The sequence below is a fragment of the Pseudomonas sp. KH_024_B2 genome, assembly GCF_057839965.1.
Genome location: NZ_JBYQPS010000002.1, coordinates 129644 through 147031, shown reverse-complemented (window position 1 = coordinate 147031; position 17388 = coordinate 129644). Strand labels below are relative to the sequence as shown.

Sequence of the window (17388 nt, the reverse complement as noted above, 5' to 3'; positions counted from 1 at the left end):
AGGGGGGAACGAGCCTTGAGACACTTTGCCCAACCTGTGCTTTTCCAAAATCAACGACTTTGTGTGCTCGAAAGCCAAGCATTCGTTCGGTAATCGCACATCCTAGTCCCGTACGGGTGCAAGCTTAGCCCTCAATATTTCCACAACTTAACTATTCGTTATGTCGTGCAAAAAAGCGCAAGTGCCATGCCCAGAAAATTGCCTGATAGTCAGTGGACATCATAACAATACGAGACCTAGCTGATGTCGACTCTACAAGCGCAATCCATAACCAGCACCGCCAGCAAGGCGAGGCCTCAGGCAAGGCAAGCCACTATCGCATGTGCTCTAGGCAACGCACTTGAGATGTACGATTTCACCATTTACAGTTTTTTCGCCGTTGTAATCGCTCGAAACTTCTTCCCAGCGCAATCAGAAGTCGCATCGCTTCTCTTATCCCTTACCACCTTCGGCGTCGGTTTCCTTATGCGCCCAGTGGGTGCAGTCATAATTGGGCGTTTCGCTGACCGTCATGGCCGTAAATCAGCGTTAAGCCTCACAATCGGACTGATGACTTTGGGTACAGCGATGATTGCATTCGCTCCCACTTATCACCAGATTGGATTCTTCGGAACTTTAATTTTGATCACTGGCCGTCTTGTCCAAGGATTCTCAGCGGGCGGTGAAATTGGCACAGCATCAGTATTCTTGATGGAGTCCAGCACCACATCTAACCGCTGTCACAATGTGAGCTGGCAAGCAGCAAGCCAGGGTTATGCCGCCCTCGTAGGCGCAGGAATTGGTCTGCTGCTGAGCACTGTTTTGACCGCAGATGATCTCAATCAATGGGGCTGGCGCATCCCTTTCATACTTGGACTTGTAATCGGGCCAGTGGGTTGGTACATCCGACGTTGCTTACCCGAAACTCATGACGCCCAATCATCAACAGGCGCTGATCATTGGCGCACCCACTTCGACCTACGCCACACCCTACTCGCCATAGGCCTAATGGCAAGTGCGACCATCAGCATTTATTTGTTCATTTTCTACATGCCGGCTTATCTGACGGCCTCGTTGGGCTACCCGCAACGCAGTGCCCTAGCTATCGCTTGTGTCGCCAGTGCCTGTCTCGCTGTGATCACACCTATTGCAGGACGTTTCGCAGATCGACACGTCCTTCGAAAAAAACTTCTCGTTTGGACTATTACGTTGCCGGTAGTGCTAGCTGGCCCTGGATTGTACCTACTGAGCTTGAGCACTAATTTGGCCCTGGCGATGTGCGTGATTGCCGTTTTGGTTTTGCCAGGGTGCATAGGCTCGGGGGCTTTTTTTGCGCTGATCATGGAGGCTTTCCCCAAGCGATCACGTGCGTTGGGTACCGCGGTCAGTTACAGCTTCGGCGTGACGTTGTTTGGTGGCTTCTCACCTCTGATTGCCACATGGCTGACCAGTGTGCTGAACAACCCACTAGCCCCCGCGCTATACCTTTTCGCCGGTGGTGTTATCAGTCTTTTTTGCCTGGCGCTGTATCCTGAAAACGCTGGACGGGAGTAACCCAATGAATACCTTTGCATCAGTCACCTTGAAAGCAGATCTTGAAGACTTTGTGCGTTTGCGTCATGACATTCATATGACGCCAGAGCTGGGTAGCGACACACCAATTACCGCGGAATTGGTAGCAAGCCGGCTGGAAACCTGGGGCTATGAAGTACATCGAGGCATCGGAGGCCATGGCGTGGTCGCTGTACTACGCAGAGGGGATGGCCCACGCCGAATTGGCTTACGTGCTGACATGGACGCGCTTCCTATGCAGGAGGGAAATCGTTTCAACCATGCCAGTCGAATTGAAGGGAGGATGCACGCTTGTGGTCATGACGGACACACCGCCATTTTACTCGCCGCTGCCTGGCGGATTGCGCATTCGCTTGATTTCAACGGCACGCTCAATCTGATTTTTCAGCCGGATGAAGAGGGATTGTGCGGCGCAAAGTCGATGATGGAAGACGGATTGTTTACTCGCTTTCCATGCGATGCAATCTTCGCACTACACAATCTTCCAGGCATCCCTGTGGGTACAGCGGTAGTTCAAAGCGGGCCCACAATGGCAGCGTCACAACAGGTAAGCCTGCATATCAAAGGGCGCGGTGGTCATGGCGCGATGCCGGAACGTACTGTGGATCCCCTACCCGTTGTAGCTAGCCTGATCAACGTCATCCAAACGATCAAATCTCGTAATCTTGCTGTCGATGAACATGCAGTCATCAGTATCGGCATGATTCAAGCTGGTACTGTTTACAACATCATTCCTGACACCGCTTCAATGCTACTAAGCATCCGCACTGACACTCACGAAACGGAACTTAAAATCAATCGACGCCTTGAAGAGATTATCCGCGGGCATGAGCATCTATTTGGTGTCGAGATAGATCTTGAAACTGTGCAACTCGCCCCTCCTCTGGTTAATAGCGAGCAAGAATCCGAACGGGTGCGGCAAGTTCTGCACCCGCTCTTTGAGCCGGGCACCCTTCTTTCTCACGGCAAGAAAATTATGGCGACGGAAGATTTTGCTTGGATGCTCACTGAGGTACCTGGTTGCTACTTCTTCCTCGGGAATGGCGAAGGAGAATTCCACGGCTGCTCAGTTCACAATCCTCACTATGACTTCAACGATGAGCTGATTAAGCTGGGCTCAGATTGCTGGTTCAAAATTGTTGAGGGTTATCTGAGCTGAGCTCATTCAACCCGCTTGGCAAATCGGCAATCCTGATTGGCCCACGAAAAAAGCGTTCATTTGTAGAGCTTTTCGACAGCGTTAAATCAAACTATGCAGTTCGATCATCCATCTGACTCTCGTCGGAACGTATGACTGAGAAATCTGCGCGGTGCCCAATAGGATGCTCCGTATCGACGAAACGGAGCATCTTTCGTTTTAACTTACATCCAAGGATTGTCCCGCCTGGGCGCCCAATACACCGTCGGTTCCCATTCCTATGTTGTCGCCCACCAGTCAACCGTCACTTTGAGGGTTAGCTGCGCAGAAGTTGGGGACGCAACGACATTATCCAAACGCGCCTCCTCATCTGTCTTTGATGAATGATCTCTCCCGCACCAGCTGTGCTATCGCGTCCTTCAACTAGGCTGTCGAGGATAGACGAGCTAGCGTAGGGATCAGCGGGTGACCAGGAAATACCACCTAAAACGAAATACTAGGGCTGTCCCAATCGGGAAGCACTCTTTCCAATCTGATCCGTTCCCAAGTACGGCTGGGCGTAGTGTGTAGCAATGCACGTTATCCCGGCTCTACAGAAGCGGCTCTGGTCGGCAGTAGTCCATCCCAGACCTTAGCTTTGCCGGAAATGTGCCACGGTTCTAACTCCGATCCTCAACTCTCCACTTCAGGAGTGGAGCGCTGCATGAAACCATCAGGATGAAGTACTTTCCCGTGCTCCTGTGGGCGATAAATCCGCACGAAGGTCGGATCCGAGCCGCGAGCCTAGGTTGACGCTGAAGCTCATCCTCAGACAAACGCCAGACTCTATCTTCTGTCGCGCTGATTCACATCCTGCCAAACCTCGCTCATGCCAGCCGGATACTAACCGCAGCAGCTTGCATCATCTCATCGGACAACGTCCAAGTCCTGTGCTCATGACTTGTTCAAAATCTGGACAGCGCCACACACCTTATATGTCCAGAATATGAACACTTTGGCATCTACAATCGCGGATTTAGTGCCCCGCGAGCCTTGGCATGCCCCCTGCAATCAGTATTCGTGAACACCAACAAAAATAGGATATAGAAAGTGAAAACTTTGCTACCCAATGACGTTTGGAATGAGCGACTGTTCACGGGAAGCTGGGAAATGGGTGAACTCCCTATAACGCCAGTGAACTCTCCAAGCAATGGGCAACATCTGGGGGCCTTGGCAAACGCAGGCGCTGACCAGGTAGAACGAAGCGCGTTAAAGGCTGCAATAGCCCAGCGTGATTGGTACGCCCTTCCCTACGATGATCGAGCCAAGGTGATGAGAAAGGCTGCGGCCATTGCCGAGCAGTATCAAGAGGAGATTGCCGAATGGATCGTAAAAGAAAGCGGCTCTACTCATCCCAAGGCGAGCTTTGAAACGTCAATCTCGATTAAATCCCTTCACGAAGCGTGCGCACTTCCCTCCCGTAGCCAGGGCGAGGTTCTGCCCTCTGTAGCAGGGCGTCTGAGCATCGCGCGGCGCCGCCCACTAGGCGTAATTGGTGTTATCTCCCCATTCAACTTCCCGCTGTATCTGGCTATGCGCGCCGTGGCTCCAGCGTTAGCTACAGGTAATGCTGTGGTGCTCAAGCCAGATCCACGCACTGCTGTGTGCGGTGGTTATGTCATTGCGCGAATTTTCGAGCTGGCTGGGCTCCCGGCAGGCGTGCTCCATGTCCTACCAGGTGGAGCAGACGCCGGAGTAGCACTCACCTCTTCACCCAACGTAGCGATGATCCAATTTACAGGTTCCACTGCTGCGGGCCGTAAAGTCGGGGAAGCTGCCGGGCGCCACCTGAAGAAGGTGTCTCTCGAGCTCGGCGGCAAAAACTCACTGATCATTCTGGACGATGCGGATTTAGATCTTGCGATCGCGAATGCAACGTGGGGGGTTTATCTGCATCAAGGACAAATATGCATGTCAACCGGCCGCGTTTTGGTTCAGCGCGGTATTTACGACGCTTTTCTAAAACGGTTGGTTGCCAAAGCTCAAAGCTTAACTGTAGGTGATCCGACAACGGCTCAAGTACACCTTGGCCCACTCATCAATGCTGCCCAGCGCGACAATGCGCTGCGTATCGTCGAAGCCTCACGCGCTGCGGGGGCAAAGGTAGAAACGGGTGGATCGGCAGAAGGACTGTTTTTTCAGCCGACAGTGATCAGCGGTGTGTTGCGTGGCAACCCTGCATTCAACGAAGAGATCTTCGCGCCCGTCGCCGTGGTTGTTCCCTTTGATACTGACGAAGAAGCCGTCCAGCTTGCTAACGATACGGAATACGGCCTAAGCGCCGCAGTGCTATCCCGAGACACTGGACGAGCGTTGCGCCTCGGCGAGCAACTGCGCACCGGTCTCCTGCACATCAACGATCAGACAGTTAACGATGAAGTCATCAACCCATTCGGCGGCGTGGGCGCGTCGGGTAATGGCACCAGTATTGGTGGTGCCGCTAACTGGGAAGAGTTTACTCAATGGCAGTGGCTAACCCTTAAGGGCGAAGCACCGGCGTACCCGCTTTAATCTCGGAGAACAATAACAATGACAACTACAATCTTTCGCCCTATTCAAGCTGCCGTCACACGTGGCAAAGGTGCACCTTTCGTACTGGAGCAGGCTCGTATTCGCGCACCTGAAGGTGACGAGGTACTGGTACGCATCATTGCTACGGGCATGTGCCACACCGACATGATCGTGCGAGACCAATACTACCCGGTTCCCCTGCCAGCGGTACTTGGGCACGAAGGTTCGGGGGTTATCGAGGCCGTTGGCCCACTTGTGCAGAATCTGGAAGTTGGCGACCACGTCGTGATGACATATGGATATTGCGGCCACTGTTTAGCATGTGACTCCGGCCATGCAGCCTACTGCAAAGACTTCTTTGGACGTAATTTTAGCGGAGCAGGCCCGGATGGCCGAAATGCTCTATTGGACGAGAAAGGCGAAGCGTTGCACGATCATTTTTTTGCGCAATCATCTTTCGCGACGTACGCGTTGGGGCGTGAAAATAACACCATCCGGGTACCGAAAGAGGCACCAATCGAACTACTCGGCCCGCTCGGCTGTGGCATTCAAACCGGTGCAGGGGCGGTAATTAACTCGCTGAAAGTCACTCCTGGAAGTGCCTTTGCAGCGTTTGGAGGTGGTGCTGTGGGTCTTTCGGCAGTGCTGGCTGCGCAGGTAGCCGGAGCCTCAACCATCATAGTTGTCGATGTAGTGCCTTCACGACTGGAACTCGCTCTGGAACTCGGTGCAACTCATGTTGTGAATAGCCGGGAGTCAGATCCAGTGGCTGCGATTCGGGAGATTACCGGAGGTGGGGTGCAGTTCGCGCTTGAGTCCACTGGCCGACCCGAAGTATTGCGTCAGGCGGTCGATGCGCTCGGTAGCCGTGGGGCCCTCGGCGTAGTCGGCGCTCCACCGCTGGGTACAAATGCCAACTTCGACGTAAATGATTTGCTGCTGGGTGGAAAGACCATACGTGGCATCGTCGAAGGCGACAGCGTGCCGAAGAAGTTCATTCCAGAACTGGTGCATCTGTACATGCAGGGGAAGTTCGCTTTCGACAAACTGGTGAAGTTCTATGACTTCGACCAGATTGCGGATTCCACGGCCATCCGGCCACCTATTCCATAAACATCCGGCCACTGATTCCACGATGATCCGGCCACCCATTCCACGCTCATCCGGCCACCCTTAAGGCAGGCAGCAACGCAGGATTATTCACTACCATCGACCTCTTTTATCGAAGCAGAGAGGTCGTCGTGGAGCGTTTATCCATGCGTAAAATTCGAGAAGTGCTACGTCTCAAATTCGAGGTCGGCCTATCTGCCCGCCAGGTCGCTGGCAGCTTGCAAGTAGGCCGAGCCAGCGTCGGTGAGTACCTCAATCGCTTTGCTGCCAGCGGCCTGACCTGGCCCTCTGCGCTGACTGACGCCGAGTTACAACGGCATCTTTTTCCGCCGCCGCCCACCGTTCCCAGCGATCAAAGGCCGGTGCCAGACTGGGCTCATGTACACGGGGAGTTACGCCGCCCCGGCGTAACTCTGGCCCTGCTTTGGCAGGAATACCGACTCGCCCACCCGCAAGGCTTCCAATACAGCTGGTTCTGCGAGCACTACCGCCTCTGGGCCGCCAAGGTCGACGTGGTCATGCGCCAGGAGCACCGTGCCGGCGAAAAGCTGTTCGTCGATTACGCCGGCCAGACCGTACCGGTCATTGATCGGCGAACCGGCGAGATCCGCCAAACGCAGATCTTCGTCGCCGTTCTCGGCGCGTCCAGCTACACCTTTGCCGAGGCCACCTGGTCGCAGAAGCTGCCTGACTGGCTGGGCTCGCACGCCCGCTGTTTTGCTTTTTTCGGTGGCACATCGCAGATCCTGGTGCCCGATAATCTGCGCAGCGGCGTCACCAAGGCGCATCGCTACGAGCCCGACATCAACCCCAGTTACCGCGATCTCGCCGAGCATTACGGCATCGCCGTATTACCTGCTCGCTCGCGCAAACCCAAGGACAAAGCCAAGGTCGAAGTCGGCGTGCAAGTCGTCGAGCGCTGGATCCTCGCCGCGCTGCGCAACCGCCAGTTCTTCTCGCTGGGCGAACTCAACACGGCAATCAGCCTGCTGCTCGAACGCCTCAATCAAAAGCCCTTCAAGAAGCTGCCCGGCTCACGCCGCTCGGCCTTTGAGACCATCGACCAACCCGCACTGCAACCGCTACCAGAACATCCGTACATCTACGCCGAATGGAAAAAGGTGCGGGTGCACATCGACTACCACGTCGAGGTCGAGGGCCATTACTACTCGGTGCCGTACCAGTTGGTGAAGCACCAACTCGAAGTGCGGCTAACCGCTAAGACCGTCGAGTGCTTCCACGCCAACCAGCGGGTGGCCAGTCACCTGCGCTCGCTGCACAAAGGCCGCCACACCACCCAAACCGAGCACATGCCCAAGAGCCACCGGGAGCACGCCGAATGGACACCGCAACGGCTGATCCGCTGGGCCGAGCAGACCGGGCCTAACACCGCTGGCGTTATCGCCTACATCCTTGAGCGCCGAATCCATCCTCAGCACGGCTTCCGCGCCTGCCTGGGCATCCTGCGCCTGAGCAAGCAGCACGGCGAAGAGCGGCTGGAAGCCGCTTGCCAGCGAGCGCTGGCACTGGGCGCGTGCAGCTACAAAAGCCTTGAATCGATCCTGCGCCAAGGGCTGGAAAAGCTACCGCTGTCCCAGCAAAACCTGCCGCTACTGCCCGACGAACACATCAACCTGCGCGGCCCTGGCTACTACCACTGACCTGAAAAAGGAGCACCAAAATGCTGCCCAATCCGACACTCGACAAGCTGCAAACCCTGCGCCTGCACGGCATGATCAAGGCGCTGAGCGAGCAACACGCCACGCCCGATATCAATGATCTGAGCTTCGACGAACGCCTCGGCCTGATGATCGACCGCGAGCTGACCGAACGTGAAAACACGCGTCTGAGCAGCCGGCTGAAACTGGCACGACTGCGCCACAACGCTTGCCTGGAAGACATCGATTACCGCAGCCCACGCGGCCTGGACAAGTCCCTGATCCTGCAACTGGGCAGCGGCCAATGGCTGCGCGATGGCTTGAACCTGATCATCGGCGGCCCGACCGGTGTAGGCAAAACCTGGCTCGCCTGCGCGCTGGCCCACAAGGCCTGCCGTGACGGCTACAGCGTGCGCTACTTGCGTCTGCCGCGCCTGATGGAGGAACTGGGCCTGGCCCACGGAGACGGTCGATTCGCGAAACTGATGGCGGGCTATGCCAAGACCGACTTGCTGATCCTGGACGACTGGGGCCTGGCGCCGTTTACCGCACCGCAACGGCGCGACATGCTTGAGCTATTGGACGACCGCTACGGCAACCGCTCGACGCTGGTCACCAGCCAGATGCCCGTGGACAAATGGCATGCACTGATCGGCGATCCGACCTTGGGCGACGCGATCCTCGACCGGCTGGTGCACAACGCTTATCGGATCGAACTGAAGGGCGAATCGATGCGCAGACGCGCAACGAAATTGACGACGACAGGGACTTCAGACTAACAATGCAAACCTGCGTCGCTGCGCTCCGACTGCCTGGCCGGATGAGCGTGGAACGGGTGGCCGGATGTTGGTGGACTGGGTGGCCGGATGGCGTGGAATGCGCAACCAGATCAATCAGGCGGCTCAAGACAGTGAAAAAGGTGTGACGCTCAAGCCAATCATTCGAATCCAGAAGTAAGCCTCGCAGCAGGGGCCGCCGCCGGCCCCTGCTCTACAACAAGAACAAAAGGAATACCTCTCGTGACCAAGATCTTCAGCCTCGCTTGGGGCTTAATGCTGTGCGCGCTAATGTCGGGTAACGCCCGAGCGGTAGATGTAAACGCTGGTGATTACACCGCTTTGCCTCCTGGCACAAATGTAGCCGCCTGGTATCAACAATTCGGGCGAGCAGACCGATTCAACGGTGATGGTTCGCCCGACTTTAAAGAAGCTACAAGCCTTCGATCTAACATCAGCGTACTGCGACTGATCCACTTCACTGAGCTGGGCGGAATCACCATTGACCCGCAGATTCTCCTGCCATTTGGCCATGTCTATAACGTGAAGATCGGAGGACAATCCCTGGGCAGCAATAGTGGTGTTGCAGACCCAATCATCGGTGCTACGTTTTGGCTAGTAAATCAACCAAGCGCGGGAGTTAGCGGTAGATACTTCGGTATCACCCCGCTCATTTACCTCCCTTTAGGTCAATACGACCGACGTGAAGGTGTCAATTTGGGTGAAAATCGCTGGAAAGGGGATTTACAACTGGGCTGGGTGGAGCCGTTATCGGGCCGCTGGTCGATAGAGTTGTACGCTGATGCAGTGGTGTATGGCCCTAACGACGATGCCGGCGGCGGTAGCCAAACACTACGCCAGGATCCGACCTATCAGATACAAACCAACCTTCGCTATGACTTCAACTCAGCCCAACGCTTGGCCCTAGGATTCTCCGCCTCAGAGGGTGGTAAGCAATACCTCTCGGGGGATTACAACGGGCAAAAAACCGAAGTGCAGCAAGCTCGATTGGAGTTTCAACAGATGGTCGGAAAGACAGTGCAACTAAGCGCCCAACTAACTCACGACACCCATGTGGTGGGCGGGTTTCAGGAAGACACAGGTGTGAACCTGCGAGCCCTCCTATTGTTTTGAGCCGCCGAGCAACCTTGACGTGTTGCTAGCCACGGGGCACCGTGAACTGGCAACACGACATCGATAGCAACAATAACAAGGTGTATTCATGGATCGCCTACAGCTCGAATTGCACACCGCGCGTCGAAATTTTGCCGAGGGTGTTCCGTTACCTATTGGCTTGTTACCCGAGCCCATCGAGCGTTCGTGGGAACGCTCTAGAGCTGCAGGCCTGACCCCTTGGCAACCTCGCCTGGCGCGAGGTCACCTCGACATTCTCTCCTTGACCGATGCCGACGCCCATCTGGCTGAATGCGTACAACCAGAGCTTGAGCGATTGTGGGATCTGATCGGTGATTCACACTGGATGCTGTTTTGCGTCAATCCTGAGAATCGAATAGTACAAACCCGAAAGCCTGCAGGAATGGATAGTCCGTTGTCAGCCCTGCATGCAGGGCGGCGCATAGGTGAAGCGGATATTGGTACAACTGCCCCCGCATGCACCTTGGTTGACGGTATGCCCGCTATAGTCGCAGGCAACCAACACTACCTTCATGAGTTTTCGCAATTCTTTTGCGTAAGCGTCCCGCTGCGTGGCGTTAACGGTGAATTGCTGGGAGCTCTCGATCTCACTGGAATTGGTACACGAAACGCCGGCACAATGCTGGAGCGGTTGAAGCATGCAGCACTAGCCACTGAAAACAATTTTTTTCTGGCCTTGCCCGACTGCCAGATCCTGGAGCTCCAGCATGACCCAAGGCTTTTGGGTTCGCCACTTCAAGCATTGCTCGCTGTTCGTGAGGATGGGACGGTATGTGGTGCCAATCGTGCAGCTCAGCAATTGCTCGGAGTCAGCAGTTACCGCCCTCTTGACCTGAACCTTGAGCACCTGTTTGACCGCTCTAACCACAGCCTGCTCGATTTCTCATCCAAATTACTAACGCTTGCAGACGGCTCACGACTTTATGGACGGTTGCTGAGCCATCAGCCAACAAAGAGTCAGCCGCTACGGGCGGCGCAGTCTGCGCTAGGAAGTGATCGCAGAATCAACGCGCGATTTGAGGATGCCAAGAAGGCGGTTGCGGCCAATCTGCCGGTACTAATTACCGGCCCTACCGGTTGTGGCAAGGAAGTATTTGCCAAAGCGTTACACCAGCACTGCTTTCCTAGCTCACCTTTCGTAGCTATCAATTGCGCTTCGTTGCCAGAAAGCCTCATAGAATCCGAACTGTTCGGGCATACGGAGGGAAGCTTCACAGGCGCCCGTAAGGGAGGCTCGATGGGGCTTCTTGAAGCGGCTCAAGACGGTGTCCTGCTGCTGGACGAAATTGGTGATATGCCATTAGCCCTTCAGAGCAGGTTGCTTCGCGCTTTACAAGAGAGGCAAGTCACACGAGTTGGTAGCACAAATTCCATTCCTTTTAGGGCGCACATCATTGCTGCCACCCACCGATCTCTCCCAGCGTTAGTGGCGACCGGCGACTTCCGTGAAGACCTTTTTTACCGTCTAGACGGCCTACGGGTTGCATTACCGTCACTTGATCAACGACTCGACAAGGAGCAGCTAATTGATGCTTTTTTTCAGCGTCCCGGGTGCCCGAGACTAAATGCCGAGGCGCGGGCAACGCTCCTTGCTTATAACTGGCCAGGGAACCTGCGGCAGTTAGAGAACGTAGCAGGCCTCGCGTCGGTACTTGCCGACGGCGCTCCATACATTACTGTGAATCACCTCCCAGAAGAGATCTTAGGCAGTACCAACGCACCGACCAGGAGTCTCTCGGATGCTACGCGGGATGTAATCGAGCGAGTATTGCTGTCTCATCAGGGCAACGTTTCAGCGGCTGCCAAAGAGCTCGGTATTTCGCGAACGACCCTGTACAAGCGACTAACCATACGATAGCGCTCACTTGCAGAAAATCTTGTTGCTCGAAAAGGCGAGTCAACCGAAACAGCTTGAGCAAGAGATTTACATAGTAGGAGCCTGCCACTCAACGCTGATAATGGATGAGAACCCTCTGTACAAAAACGAACGCCCCGAACAACTCGGGGCGTCATTGGCCGCGTTCCCTAGTGCGTTTTCACACTGCCTGGTGAAGCGCCGCTTTGTATTTCAACTAAGTTACTTGGCCAACCAGGACTCCACGGTCGCTGAACCGTACTCAGCTTTCCACTCTTTCAAAGTCCGGTGATTGCCGCCTTTGGTTTCGACCATCTCACCCGTATGCGGGTTTTTATAAACCTTCACTTGGCGAGGCTTGCGGCTACTCACTTTAGGCTCGTTGGGTGGAGAGCGACGACGGGCAGCTTGTGGATCAAGCAAATTGATCACGTTCGGCAAGCTGTAGCCATACTCTGCCAATAGAGCACGTAGCTTCGTTTCGAATTCGATTTCCCGCTTGAGGCCAGCATCGCCTTTGAGCGCTTCCAGTGCCTCGAGCTGTTCAGCGAGGTGTTTTTCGAGTTGGCGAAATTCAGCGAGCTTAGAAATGGGAACTCCAATGAGGTTATTTACACACGGTACACCAAATACGAAAAATTAGAATCAGGTGTCGTCATGTAGAAAGCAGATGTCTGTCACTCTAATGGAGGGCAAGAATACGATCATCCCTGGAGAAACAGTTGAGCATTTGGAACCTAGCTCCAACATCAGCGCTGGAATCATGCGAGGGACATTCATGGTGTCGCAGGCGCTAATCGGTATCAGCCTACGGTTACGCCTGTCGCTTGATTACCTATAGTTGAGATCACAGCGCGGATGGGTGCCTTCGCGTCATGCAGCGGTAACCTGCCGTATCAGTTGGCACCGTGGCATTTCACACACCAAGCGACGCAGTCCCAATGACGCAAGCACGCCGCAAAACCTACTCATTAGCGGATTGGCGTAGCTTGGTACGCAGTAAATTTCCAACGACCTTCAGCCATCGTCCAGATGGCCAGACTTTTGTTCTTCAGAAAGCGTTGCTCTCCATTGATGATCAAGTCCGCATTCATCCCGCCGATTACCAAAACCGTATCGCCGTACTGTCGGATCTCATCGATCGGGTGGTCGATGGATTGATACACGTAGTAGCCACTACGGCACTTTTCGAGATATTGCGCCAATGAGTCTACGACACCGCTGGAATGGACATAGACGAGATCAGGATGTGCCAACGAGACGAACTGATCAAAGTCCCGCTGGACAATCGCTTCGAACCGTTGCTCTTCAAGCTTGCGAATCAGTTGCTCGACCGTTTCATTTGAATTTTCGTACATGGTGCCTTGCCTTCAAACTGGTTTTTTGAAATTTAGTGCTAGCGAACGTTCTGACCTGGAAGCATGCCTGTGAGCACATCGTCTCTCTCGATGAAATGGTGCTTCAGTGCAACCAGAACATGCCCGCCCACCAGCGCACCACAAAGCCACGCCGTATACGTATGAATCCACTTGGCCAAGTCATACAGATCCTTGTCGGGAGCCACCAACGGCGGCAAAGTGAATAGACCTGCAACGATGATTGGCTTATCGGCAACTGAACTCCAGTACCAACCGGAAACTGGCAAGCCGACTAAGGCGACGACATAAAGCAGAATGTGCCCGACCAATGCCCCGCGTTTCATGAAAGGACTCATTGTTTCCGGGAGCGCCGGCGCAGGATGAGACAGGCGCCAAGCAATTCTTGCGACGACTAGAAACAGAAGCGTACTGGCCATGGCCTTGTGCAAAAAAGTTAGCTCATGGTGAGCGTTGAGTTCGTCGCGCCAATGGGTTGCAAGTATCCCAATGCACCAGGCCCCAATCCAAAGAAGCGCCATGCCCCAATGAAGCAACTTTGCAGTGCTGGTATAGCTACCCGCCTTCGCCATCACGATTACCCTTCAAACAGATCGTTGTGCGCAAAGTATGCTCAGTAGCGACCATCAAAAAAAATCGCGATTATTTGGTAAAAATCATCTACCAATTCGATGCGTAACGCACGATCACCTTTTGGGTCAATACCAGAAATCGGTATTAGAGGGATTTCCCTTGTCCGATTCGAGAGACAGCCGCGAATCGATTGCGGCACGTTCGATGACCAAGGCGATGCACACCAGAAGGTTTAGGCTCACAGTTCCGTCTTTCGCCGAACACGTTGCTGATGAAAAATCTGCGCACGCAAAAACAGGGTGCGGACAAGCCAGTCACCCTGTTTGAATGTCGCAGCCTTGGTCATGAGCCTGACGTCGTTGGTTGTATATGTGGTGAACTACATCGCCCTTCGCGAAACGCAAGCGGAGCGCGCAGGCCATAGGCCAAAGGCGTGCGGATGGAAGCCCGCAAGTGCCGAGACCCGGAACGGGGCTTGGTTCACGACAGCCAGCCCGCAGGGCACGCCAATAAACGCTGATGAAAGAAAAACCCGACCCGAGAGAACCACGAGCACGAGGGGCGACCGCTCAAAGAGGAAGTGTTTTCAAGTGCCGTACTCCTCTACCCTACTTCCGATTTCGCCCATAGATCCGAGGTAGCTCCTACGACAAGGCAGCTCGGCGATAAAATCTAACTTGATGAGCATTTCAGGGATGCCATCAAGTAGGTCAGTCACCTCCAACCTCTTCATGCTAGCAAAGGCCCTCTCGGCAACGAATCCCTCAAGATCGAAATTCTGGAGGGCAACAAACCACCCTTCACGGCTGTACGAATCAAAGATTCCAGAGGCCAAAGTAATACCCCCTCCTTTCTTGAGGATCATGACCAGCCCCGAGAATTAGGTTGTACAGGGAAAGCGCCGTTGATGATGCCCCTCCCGAAAATCACTGCAGTATCGGAGGTGTCTGATGAACTGTTTGAGAAAGACGAAGGTAGTCGCGCAAGCTGGCACGTCCATTTTTCCGCTGGAAAGTAGCGAGCACATACCGCGAATTCACGGTTGTCATCACCCAAAATCTTCCCTCGCGCTCGACCTTCAGCACATCAGAAGTCCGGATCAGATGGCCGTCGCCAAACCGACCGTACTGGTCTTTACGCTTGTGGCCGAAAACTACCCCAATGCCTGCGCGTGCTTTAATGGAAACCCCGCAAAGGTAAGCGGTCACCGGCAAATCGAAGCCTTGAGCTTCGGCTTTTATGATGCGGATGAGATCAAAGTCTGTATGGCGTTTTCCATGGAAATTTACATCTAAGGTGTCCAGCATAATTGCGCTCCATTGGGCAGTGCGTATGGCGTTATCAGGAATTGCGCACGGAACCAAGGGCGCAGATACGTGCAGGATATTTGTTAATCTCAATTCCCCTGGATCATGCTCGAGAGAAAGATGAGCGTCAGATTAGTCAGCGCTTCGACTTTGAAATCCGAGTGATGCGAGGTGTGGTAAACCGCCCCCTCAACCACTTCCAGTAGGCAAACCTCGGAGCCAGTCTTGTCCTCGCCTACTGTTACTCTGGTTAACCTCTCCATTTGCCAACCTGCAGTCTTATTCATCCAAGAAGGCGTTACAGCCATTATCTCGGTGATCGCTAAATCAGCTCCCTGACTCACCAACATCTCTTGAAGCTTGCGCGTGTCATCAACCATCAACGCACACTCGGTGAATCGCCCCTCGTTTTCGACCCTCAGGGTGAGGTGATACCAAGGCGTTCTGAGCAGCCTCGACACTCCACGCCAATGGGACACGCCCTCGCCGAACATTCCAGGGATGCCTATCAGATCGTCATCTATGGTTCTGAACATCTATCGCCTCAAGCTGTTGGAGCACATGAACTATCCAGCAGAAACTGGTTGGTATCAGAAGATGGAAAATATCGCTTCGATGGACGAAGACTTACGATGGCCCGGCCCGAGCAAAACGTAGACGGAATTCCGCGTAGCAAACAGAAAACCTTCTTTGAAGGTCGTGCCCATGCTTGAACGCACCCAGTGGCCGGATTCGAAACGGAGCTGCTCGTCGTGTACAACTTTGTGGGCAAACAGGAACATTGGCTGGCAGCCAGCGGCGATTACTTTGGCTCGCTCGGCGTCGGTGACAATGGCGTCAAGGATTATCCAATCCTCGACAGCGCAGAGAGGGAGGTGTTTGTAGTGCCTTCTGGCCGCCATCAGAGCGTCATCGAGCCTCAGCTCAGCACCAATTAGGCTGACACCGGGATCGCCCAACAGGCCATCTTGAATGGGACTACCCACGTCCACCTCCCCGCTTACTGTTTTTTTCATAAATTGTCAGGCCTTTCTCGCTGCCAGCTCACCCTATATGGAGGCTTTGAGCCTAGGAAGCAGGAGTGAAGTTGTCGTGATATATACAATAATACCTCATATTGATGTTTATCGGAAACCCTGTGGTATGGCTATATCCTGACTTTTGGCCAACCCATGCACCTCAAAATTGCCCTTGCTGGCGCCCTAAGAGCTCTTCGGCTGAATCGCCGCTTTCGGTATGAAAAGCTTTCTGACGCCAGCGCGAGGTCGAAAATCAGCGCTCTCGAGCGTGGCGAAACGAGCATTACGCTCGAAAAATTCGAAAGCTTGGCTGAGGCACTCGAGATAGATCCGCTTGCCCTGATGGCCTTGTGCATGTCTGCACGCCTTGGAACGCCCTACCCTCGTCTTATAGAAGATGCACAAGAGCAGCTTCGAGCGTTTGAAGCTGAAGGAGGCATAAAGCTTTTGGCAGAGCAATTCGCGGATGGCGCGCTGATTCAGCGTACGCGTGGAAAACCTCAGAAAATTGAAAACCTCGAGGCCGTCAGGAAACTCAAGTCGGAAGGGATGTCGCAGGCCCAGATCGCTCAGGCGTTGGGTTTCTCCCCTAGCGTTGTCAATCGTCACTGGAAGCGGATTTTGAGCCAGGAGCAGCAGGTCAATCCATAGGCTTTAAGAACCGTCGCATTTTCGCTCACCTCCAGGTAGCCACTACCAATCAAACGCGCCCGTTGATGGCTTTACTGGCTGAGCGACTCCTTGCGCATTCTCTACCACTACATGTCAATCGATTGCATCCAGGAAGTCGAGCAAATGCTCATTATCAGGATTCAGGGATGTGGCGTGAGACGAGTTAACGACACGCTTTAGGCGGTTCGGCGTAAGCGTCCGGTTAAGTCACCTTGACGGGGGGGCTGGGAGAGAGCCCGAAAGCGTGAGCATTGGCCAAACCTTCAACCAGCTTTTGGACTTGACGCGCTCTTGATAGATAGCATTTTTCCGTGGCGAACCTCCCTGCTGGACGGATAATCGAGTTGAAAAGATCATGATGCCCCAGCGGCGCAGCGATTTCGCATGTGCCGTCCTCTCGCAGTCTTAACGCTACCGCTGTGGCGGTTACTGGCCAGTAACGCATTGCATCGGTCGCCGACTGATAGGGCTCATCGCCGTTCTGAACATACATTCTCGCTTGGTTTTTCACAGATAGCAGGTCGACGGATCGTCAGAGTCTCAGATAAGAAGAGCATGAGATCAGCGTGTCTATGCAAAGTGACGCTTCGCTCAATGTGGCCTGAGCTACTATCAAATGATAATGATGCTGATCGAGATCTAAGAAAT

General features: G+C 54.2%; 17 protein-coding genes. 9 read left to right on the top strand and 8 right to left on the bottom strand.

Features of this window, described 5'->3' with window-relative positions:
* Positions 1–243: 243 nt before the first annotated feature.
* From AC3I0A_RS27960 to AC3I0A_RS27925, 8 genes are all read left to right on the top strand, one after another.
* The gene (locus tag AC3I0A_RS27960; RefSeq protein WP_103463341.1) at positions 244–1533 is read left to right on the top strand and encodes an MFS transporter; all 1290 of its coding nucleotides are present in this window, start codon (positions 244–246) and stop codon (positions 1531–1533) included.
* Positions 1534–1537: 4 nt separating this feature from the next.
* Entirely contained in the window at positions 1538–2710 is a 1173-nt protein-coding gene (locus AC3I0A_RS27955) for a M20 aminoacylase family protein (protein ID WP_103463342.1), read from the top strand.
* Positions 2711–3838: 1128 nt separating this feature from the next.
* Positions 3839–5239: a benzaldehyde dehydrogenase gene (locus tag AC3I0A_RS27950; protein WP_489378828.1), complete on the top strand. Its 1401-nt coding sequence runs from the start codon at positions 3839–3841 to the stop codon at positions 5237–5239.
* 18 nt (positions 5240–5257) lie between these two features.
* Positions 5258–6352, top strand: coding sequence for an NAD(P)-dependent alcohol dehydrogenase (locus tag AC3I0A_RS27945; RefSeq protein WP_489378771.1), 1095 nt, complete (start codon positions 5258–5260; stop codon positions 6350–6352).
* A 143-nt stretch (positions 6353–6495) separates the two neighbouring features.
* Positions 6496–8010, top strand: coding sequence for an IS21-like element ISPre4 family transposase (istA, locus tag AC3I0A_RS27940; RefSeq protein WP_041771204.1), 1515 nt, complete (start codon positions 6496–6498; stop codon positions 8008–8010).
* 20 nt (positions 8011–8030) lie between these two features.
* Positions 8031–8786, top strand: coding sequence for an IS21-like element ISPre4 family helper ATPase IstB (gene istB, locus AC3I0A_RS27935; RefSeq protein ID WP_011077977.1), 756 nt, complete (start codon positions 8031–8033; stop codon positions 8784–8786).
* 240 nt (positions 8787–9026) lie between these two features.
* On the top strand, positions 9027–9917 hold the full coding sequence (locus AC3I0A_RS27930; RefSeq protein WP_489378770.1) for a transporter: 891 nt from the start codon (positions 9027–9029) through the stop codon (positions 9915–9917).
* Between the two features lie 88 nt (positions 9918–10005).
* Positions 10006–11796, top strand: a complete 1791-nt coding sequence (locus AC3I0A_RS27925) for a sigma-54-dependent Fis family transcriptional regulator (RefSeq protein WP_053160454.1) — start codon at positions 10006–10008, stop codon at positions 11794–11796.
* Between the two features lie 219 nt (positions 11797–12015).
* Here AC3I0A_RS27925 and AC3I0A_RS27920 read toward each other — a convergent pair whose 3' ends face one another.
* From AC3I0A_RS27920 to AC3I0A_RS27890, 7 genes are all read right to left on the bottom strand, one after another.
* Complete coding sequence (locus AC3I0A_RS27920; RefSeq protein ID WP_489378827.1) at positions 12016–12384, bottom strand: histone-like nucleoid-structuring protein, MvaT/MvaU family; 369 nt, start codon at positions 12382–12384, stop codon at positions 12016–12018.
* Between the two features lie 380 nt (positions 12385–12764).
* Positions 12765–13151, bottom strand: coding sequence for a nuclear transport factor 2 family protein (locus AC3I0A_RS27915; RefSeq protein WP_489378769.1), 387 nt, complete (start codon positions 13149–13151; stop codon positions 12765–12767).
* Between the two features lie 38 nt (positions 13152–13189).
* Entirely contained in the window at positions 13190–13741 is a 552-nt protein-coding gene (locus AC3I0A_RS27910; RefSeq protein ID WP_489378768.1) for a cytochrome b, read from the bottom strand.
* A gap of 587 nt (positions 13742–14328) precedes the next feature.
* Positions 14329–14607, bottom strand: coding sequence for a hypothetical protein (locus AC3I0A_RS27905; RefSeq protein WP_053160445.1), 279 nt, complete (start codon positions 14605–14607; stop codon positions 14329–14331).
* A gap of 61 nt (positions 14608–14668) precedes the next feature.
* Positions 14669–15049, bottom strand: a complete 381-nt coding sequence (locus AC3I0A_RS27900) for a hypothetical protein (protein WP_489378767.1) — start codon at positions 15047–15049, stop codon at positions 14669–14671.
* A gap of 89 nt (positions 15050–15138) precedes the next feature.
* Entirely contained in the window at positions 15139–15585 is a 447-nt protein-coding gene (locus tag AC3I0A_RS27895; protein WP_489378766.1) for a hypothetical protein, read from the bottom strand.
* A gap of 54 nt (positions 15586–15639) precedes the next feature.
* Complete coding sequence (locus AC3I0A_RS27890) at positions 15640–16065, bottom strand: DUF6957 family protein (protein WP_489378765.1); 426 nt, start codon at positions 16063–16065, stop codon at positions 15640–15642.
* 156 nt (positions 16066–16221) lie between these two features.
* Here AC3I0A_RS27890 and AC3I0A_RS27885 point away from each other — a divergent pair, with 156 nt between their 5' ends.
* A complete protein-coding gene (locus AC3I0A_RS27885) occupies positions 16222–16719 on the top strand; it encodes a helix-turn-helix domain-containing protein (protein ID WP_053160437.1) in 498 nt (165 codons plus the stop codon).
* 223 nt (positions 16720–16942) lie between these two features.
* Here the strand turns inward: AC3I0A_RS27885 and AC3I0A_RS27880 are convergent, their stop codons facing one another.
* A complete protein-coding gene (locus AC3I0A_RS27880) occupies positions 16943–17233 on the bottom strand; it encodes a nucleotidyltransferase family protein (protein WP_489378826.1) in 291 nt (96 codons plus the stop codon).
* Positions 17234–17388 lie beyond the last annotated feature (155 nt).

Bases quoted from the DNA above. Each gene is read 5' to 3' on its own strand.
- AC3I0A_RS27885 (WP_053160437.1), top strand. From the start codon at position 16,222: ATGCACCTCAAAATTGCCCTTGCTGGCGCCCTAAGAGCTCTTCGGCTG.
- AC3I0A_RS27960 (WP_103463341.1), top strand. From the start codon at position 244: ATGTCGACTCTACAAGCGCAATCCATAACCAGCACCGCCAGCAAGGCG.
- AC3I0A_RS27895 (WP_489378766.1), bottom strand. From the start codon at position 15,585: ATGTTCAGAACCATAGATGACGATCTGATAGGCATCCCTGGAATGTTC.
- AC3I0A_RS27900 (WP_489378767.1), bottom strand. From the start codon at position 15,049: ATGCTGGACACCTTAGATGTAAATTTCCATGGAAAACGCCATACAGAC.
- AC3I0A_RS27880 (WP_489378826.1), bottom strand. From the start codon at position 17,233: ATGTATGTTCAGAACGGCGATGAGCCCTATCAGTCGGCGACCGATGCA.
- AC3I0A_RS27915 (WP_489378769.1), bottom strand. From the start codon at position 13,151: ATGTACGAAAATTCAAATGAAACGGTCGAGCAACTGATTCGCAAGCTT.
- AC3I0A_RS27955 (WP_103463342.1), top strand. From the start codon at position 1,538: ATGAATACCTTTGCATCAGTCACCTTGAAAGCAGATCTTGAAGACTTT.
- AC3I0A_RS27910 (WP_489378768.1), bottom strand. From the start codon at position 13,741: ATGGCGAAGGCGGGTAGCTATACCAGCACTGCAAAGTTGCTTCATTGG.
- AC3I0A_RS27890 (WP_489378765.1), bottom strand. From the start codon at position 16,065: ATGAAAAAAACAGTAAGCGGGGAGGTGGACGTGGGTAGTCCCATTCAA.
- AC3I0A_RS27905 (WP_053160445.1), bottom strand. From the start codon at position 14,607: ATGATCCTCAAGAAAGGAGGGGGTATTACTTTGGCCTCTGGAATCTTT.
- AC3I0A_RS27925 (WP_053160454.1), top strand. From the start codon at position 10,006: ATGGATCGCCTACAGCTCGAATTGCACACCGCGCGTCGAAATTTTGCC.
- AC3I0A_RS27950 (WP_489378828.1), top strand. From the start codon at position 3,839: ATGGGTGAACTCCCTATAACGCCAGTGAACTCTCCAAGCAATGGGCAA.
- istA (WP_041771204.1), top strand. From the start codon at position 6,496: ATGCGTAAAATTCGAGAAGTGCTACGTCTCAAATTCGAGGTCGGCCTA.
- istB (WP_011077977.1), top strand. From the start codon at position 8,031: ATGCTGCCCAATCCGACACTCGACAAGCTGCAAACCCTGCGCCTGCAC.
- AC3I0A_RS27945 (WP_489378771.1), top strand. From the start codon at position 5,258: ATGACAACTACAATCTTTCGCCCTATTCAAGCTGCCGTCACACGTGGC.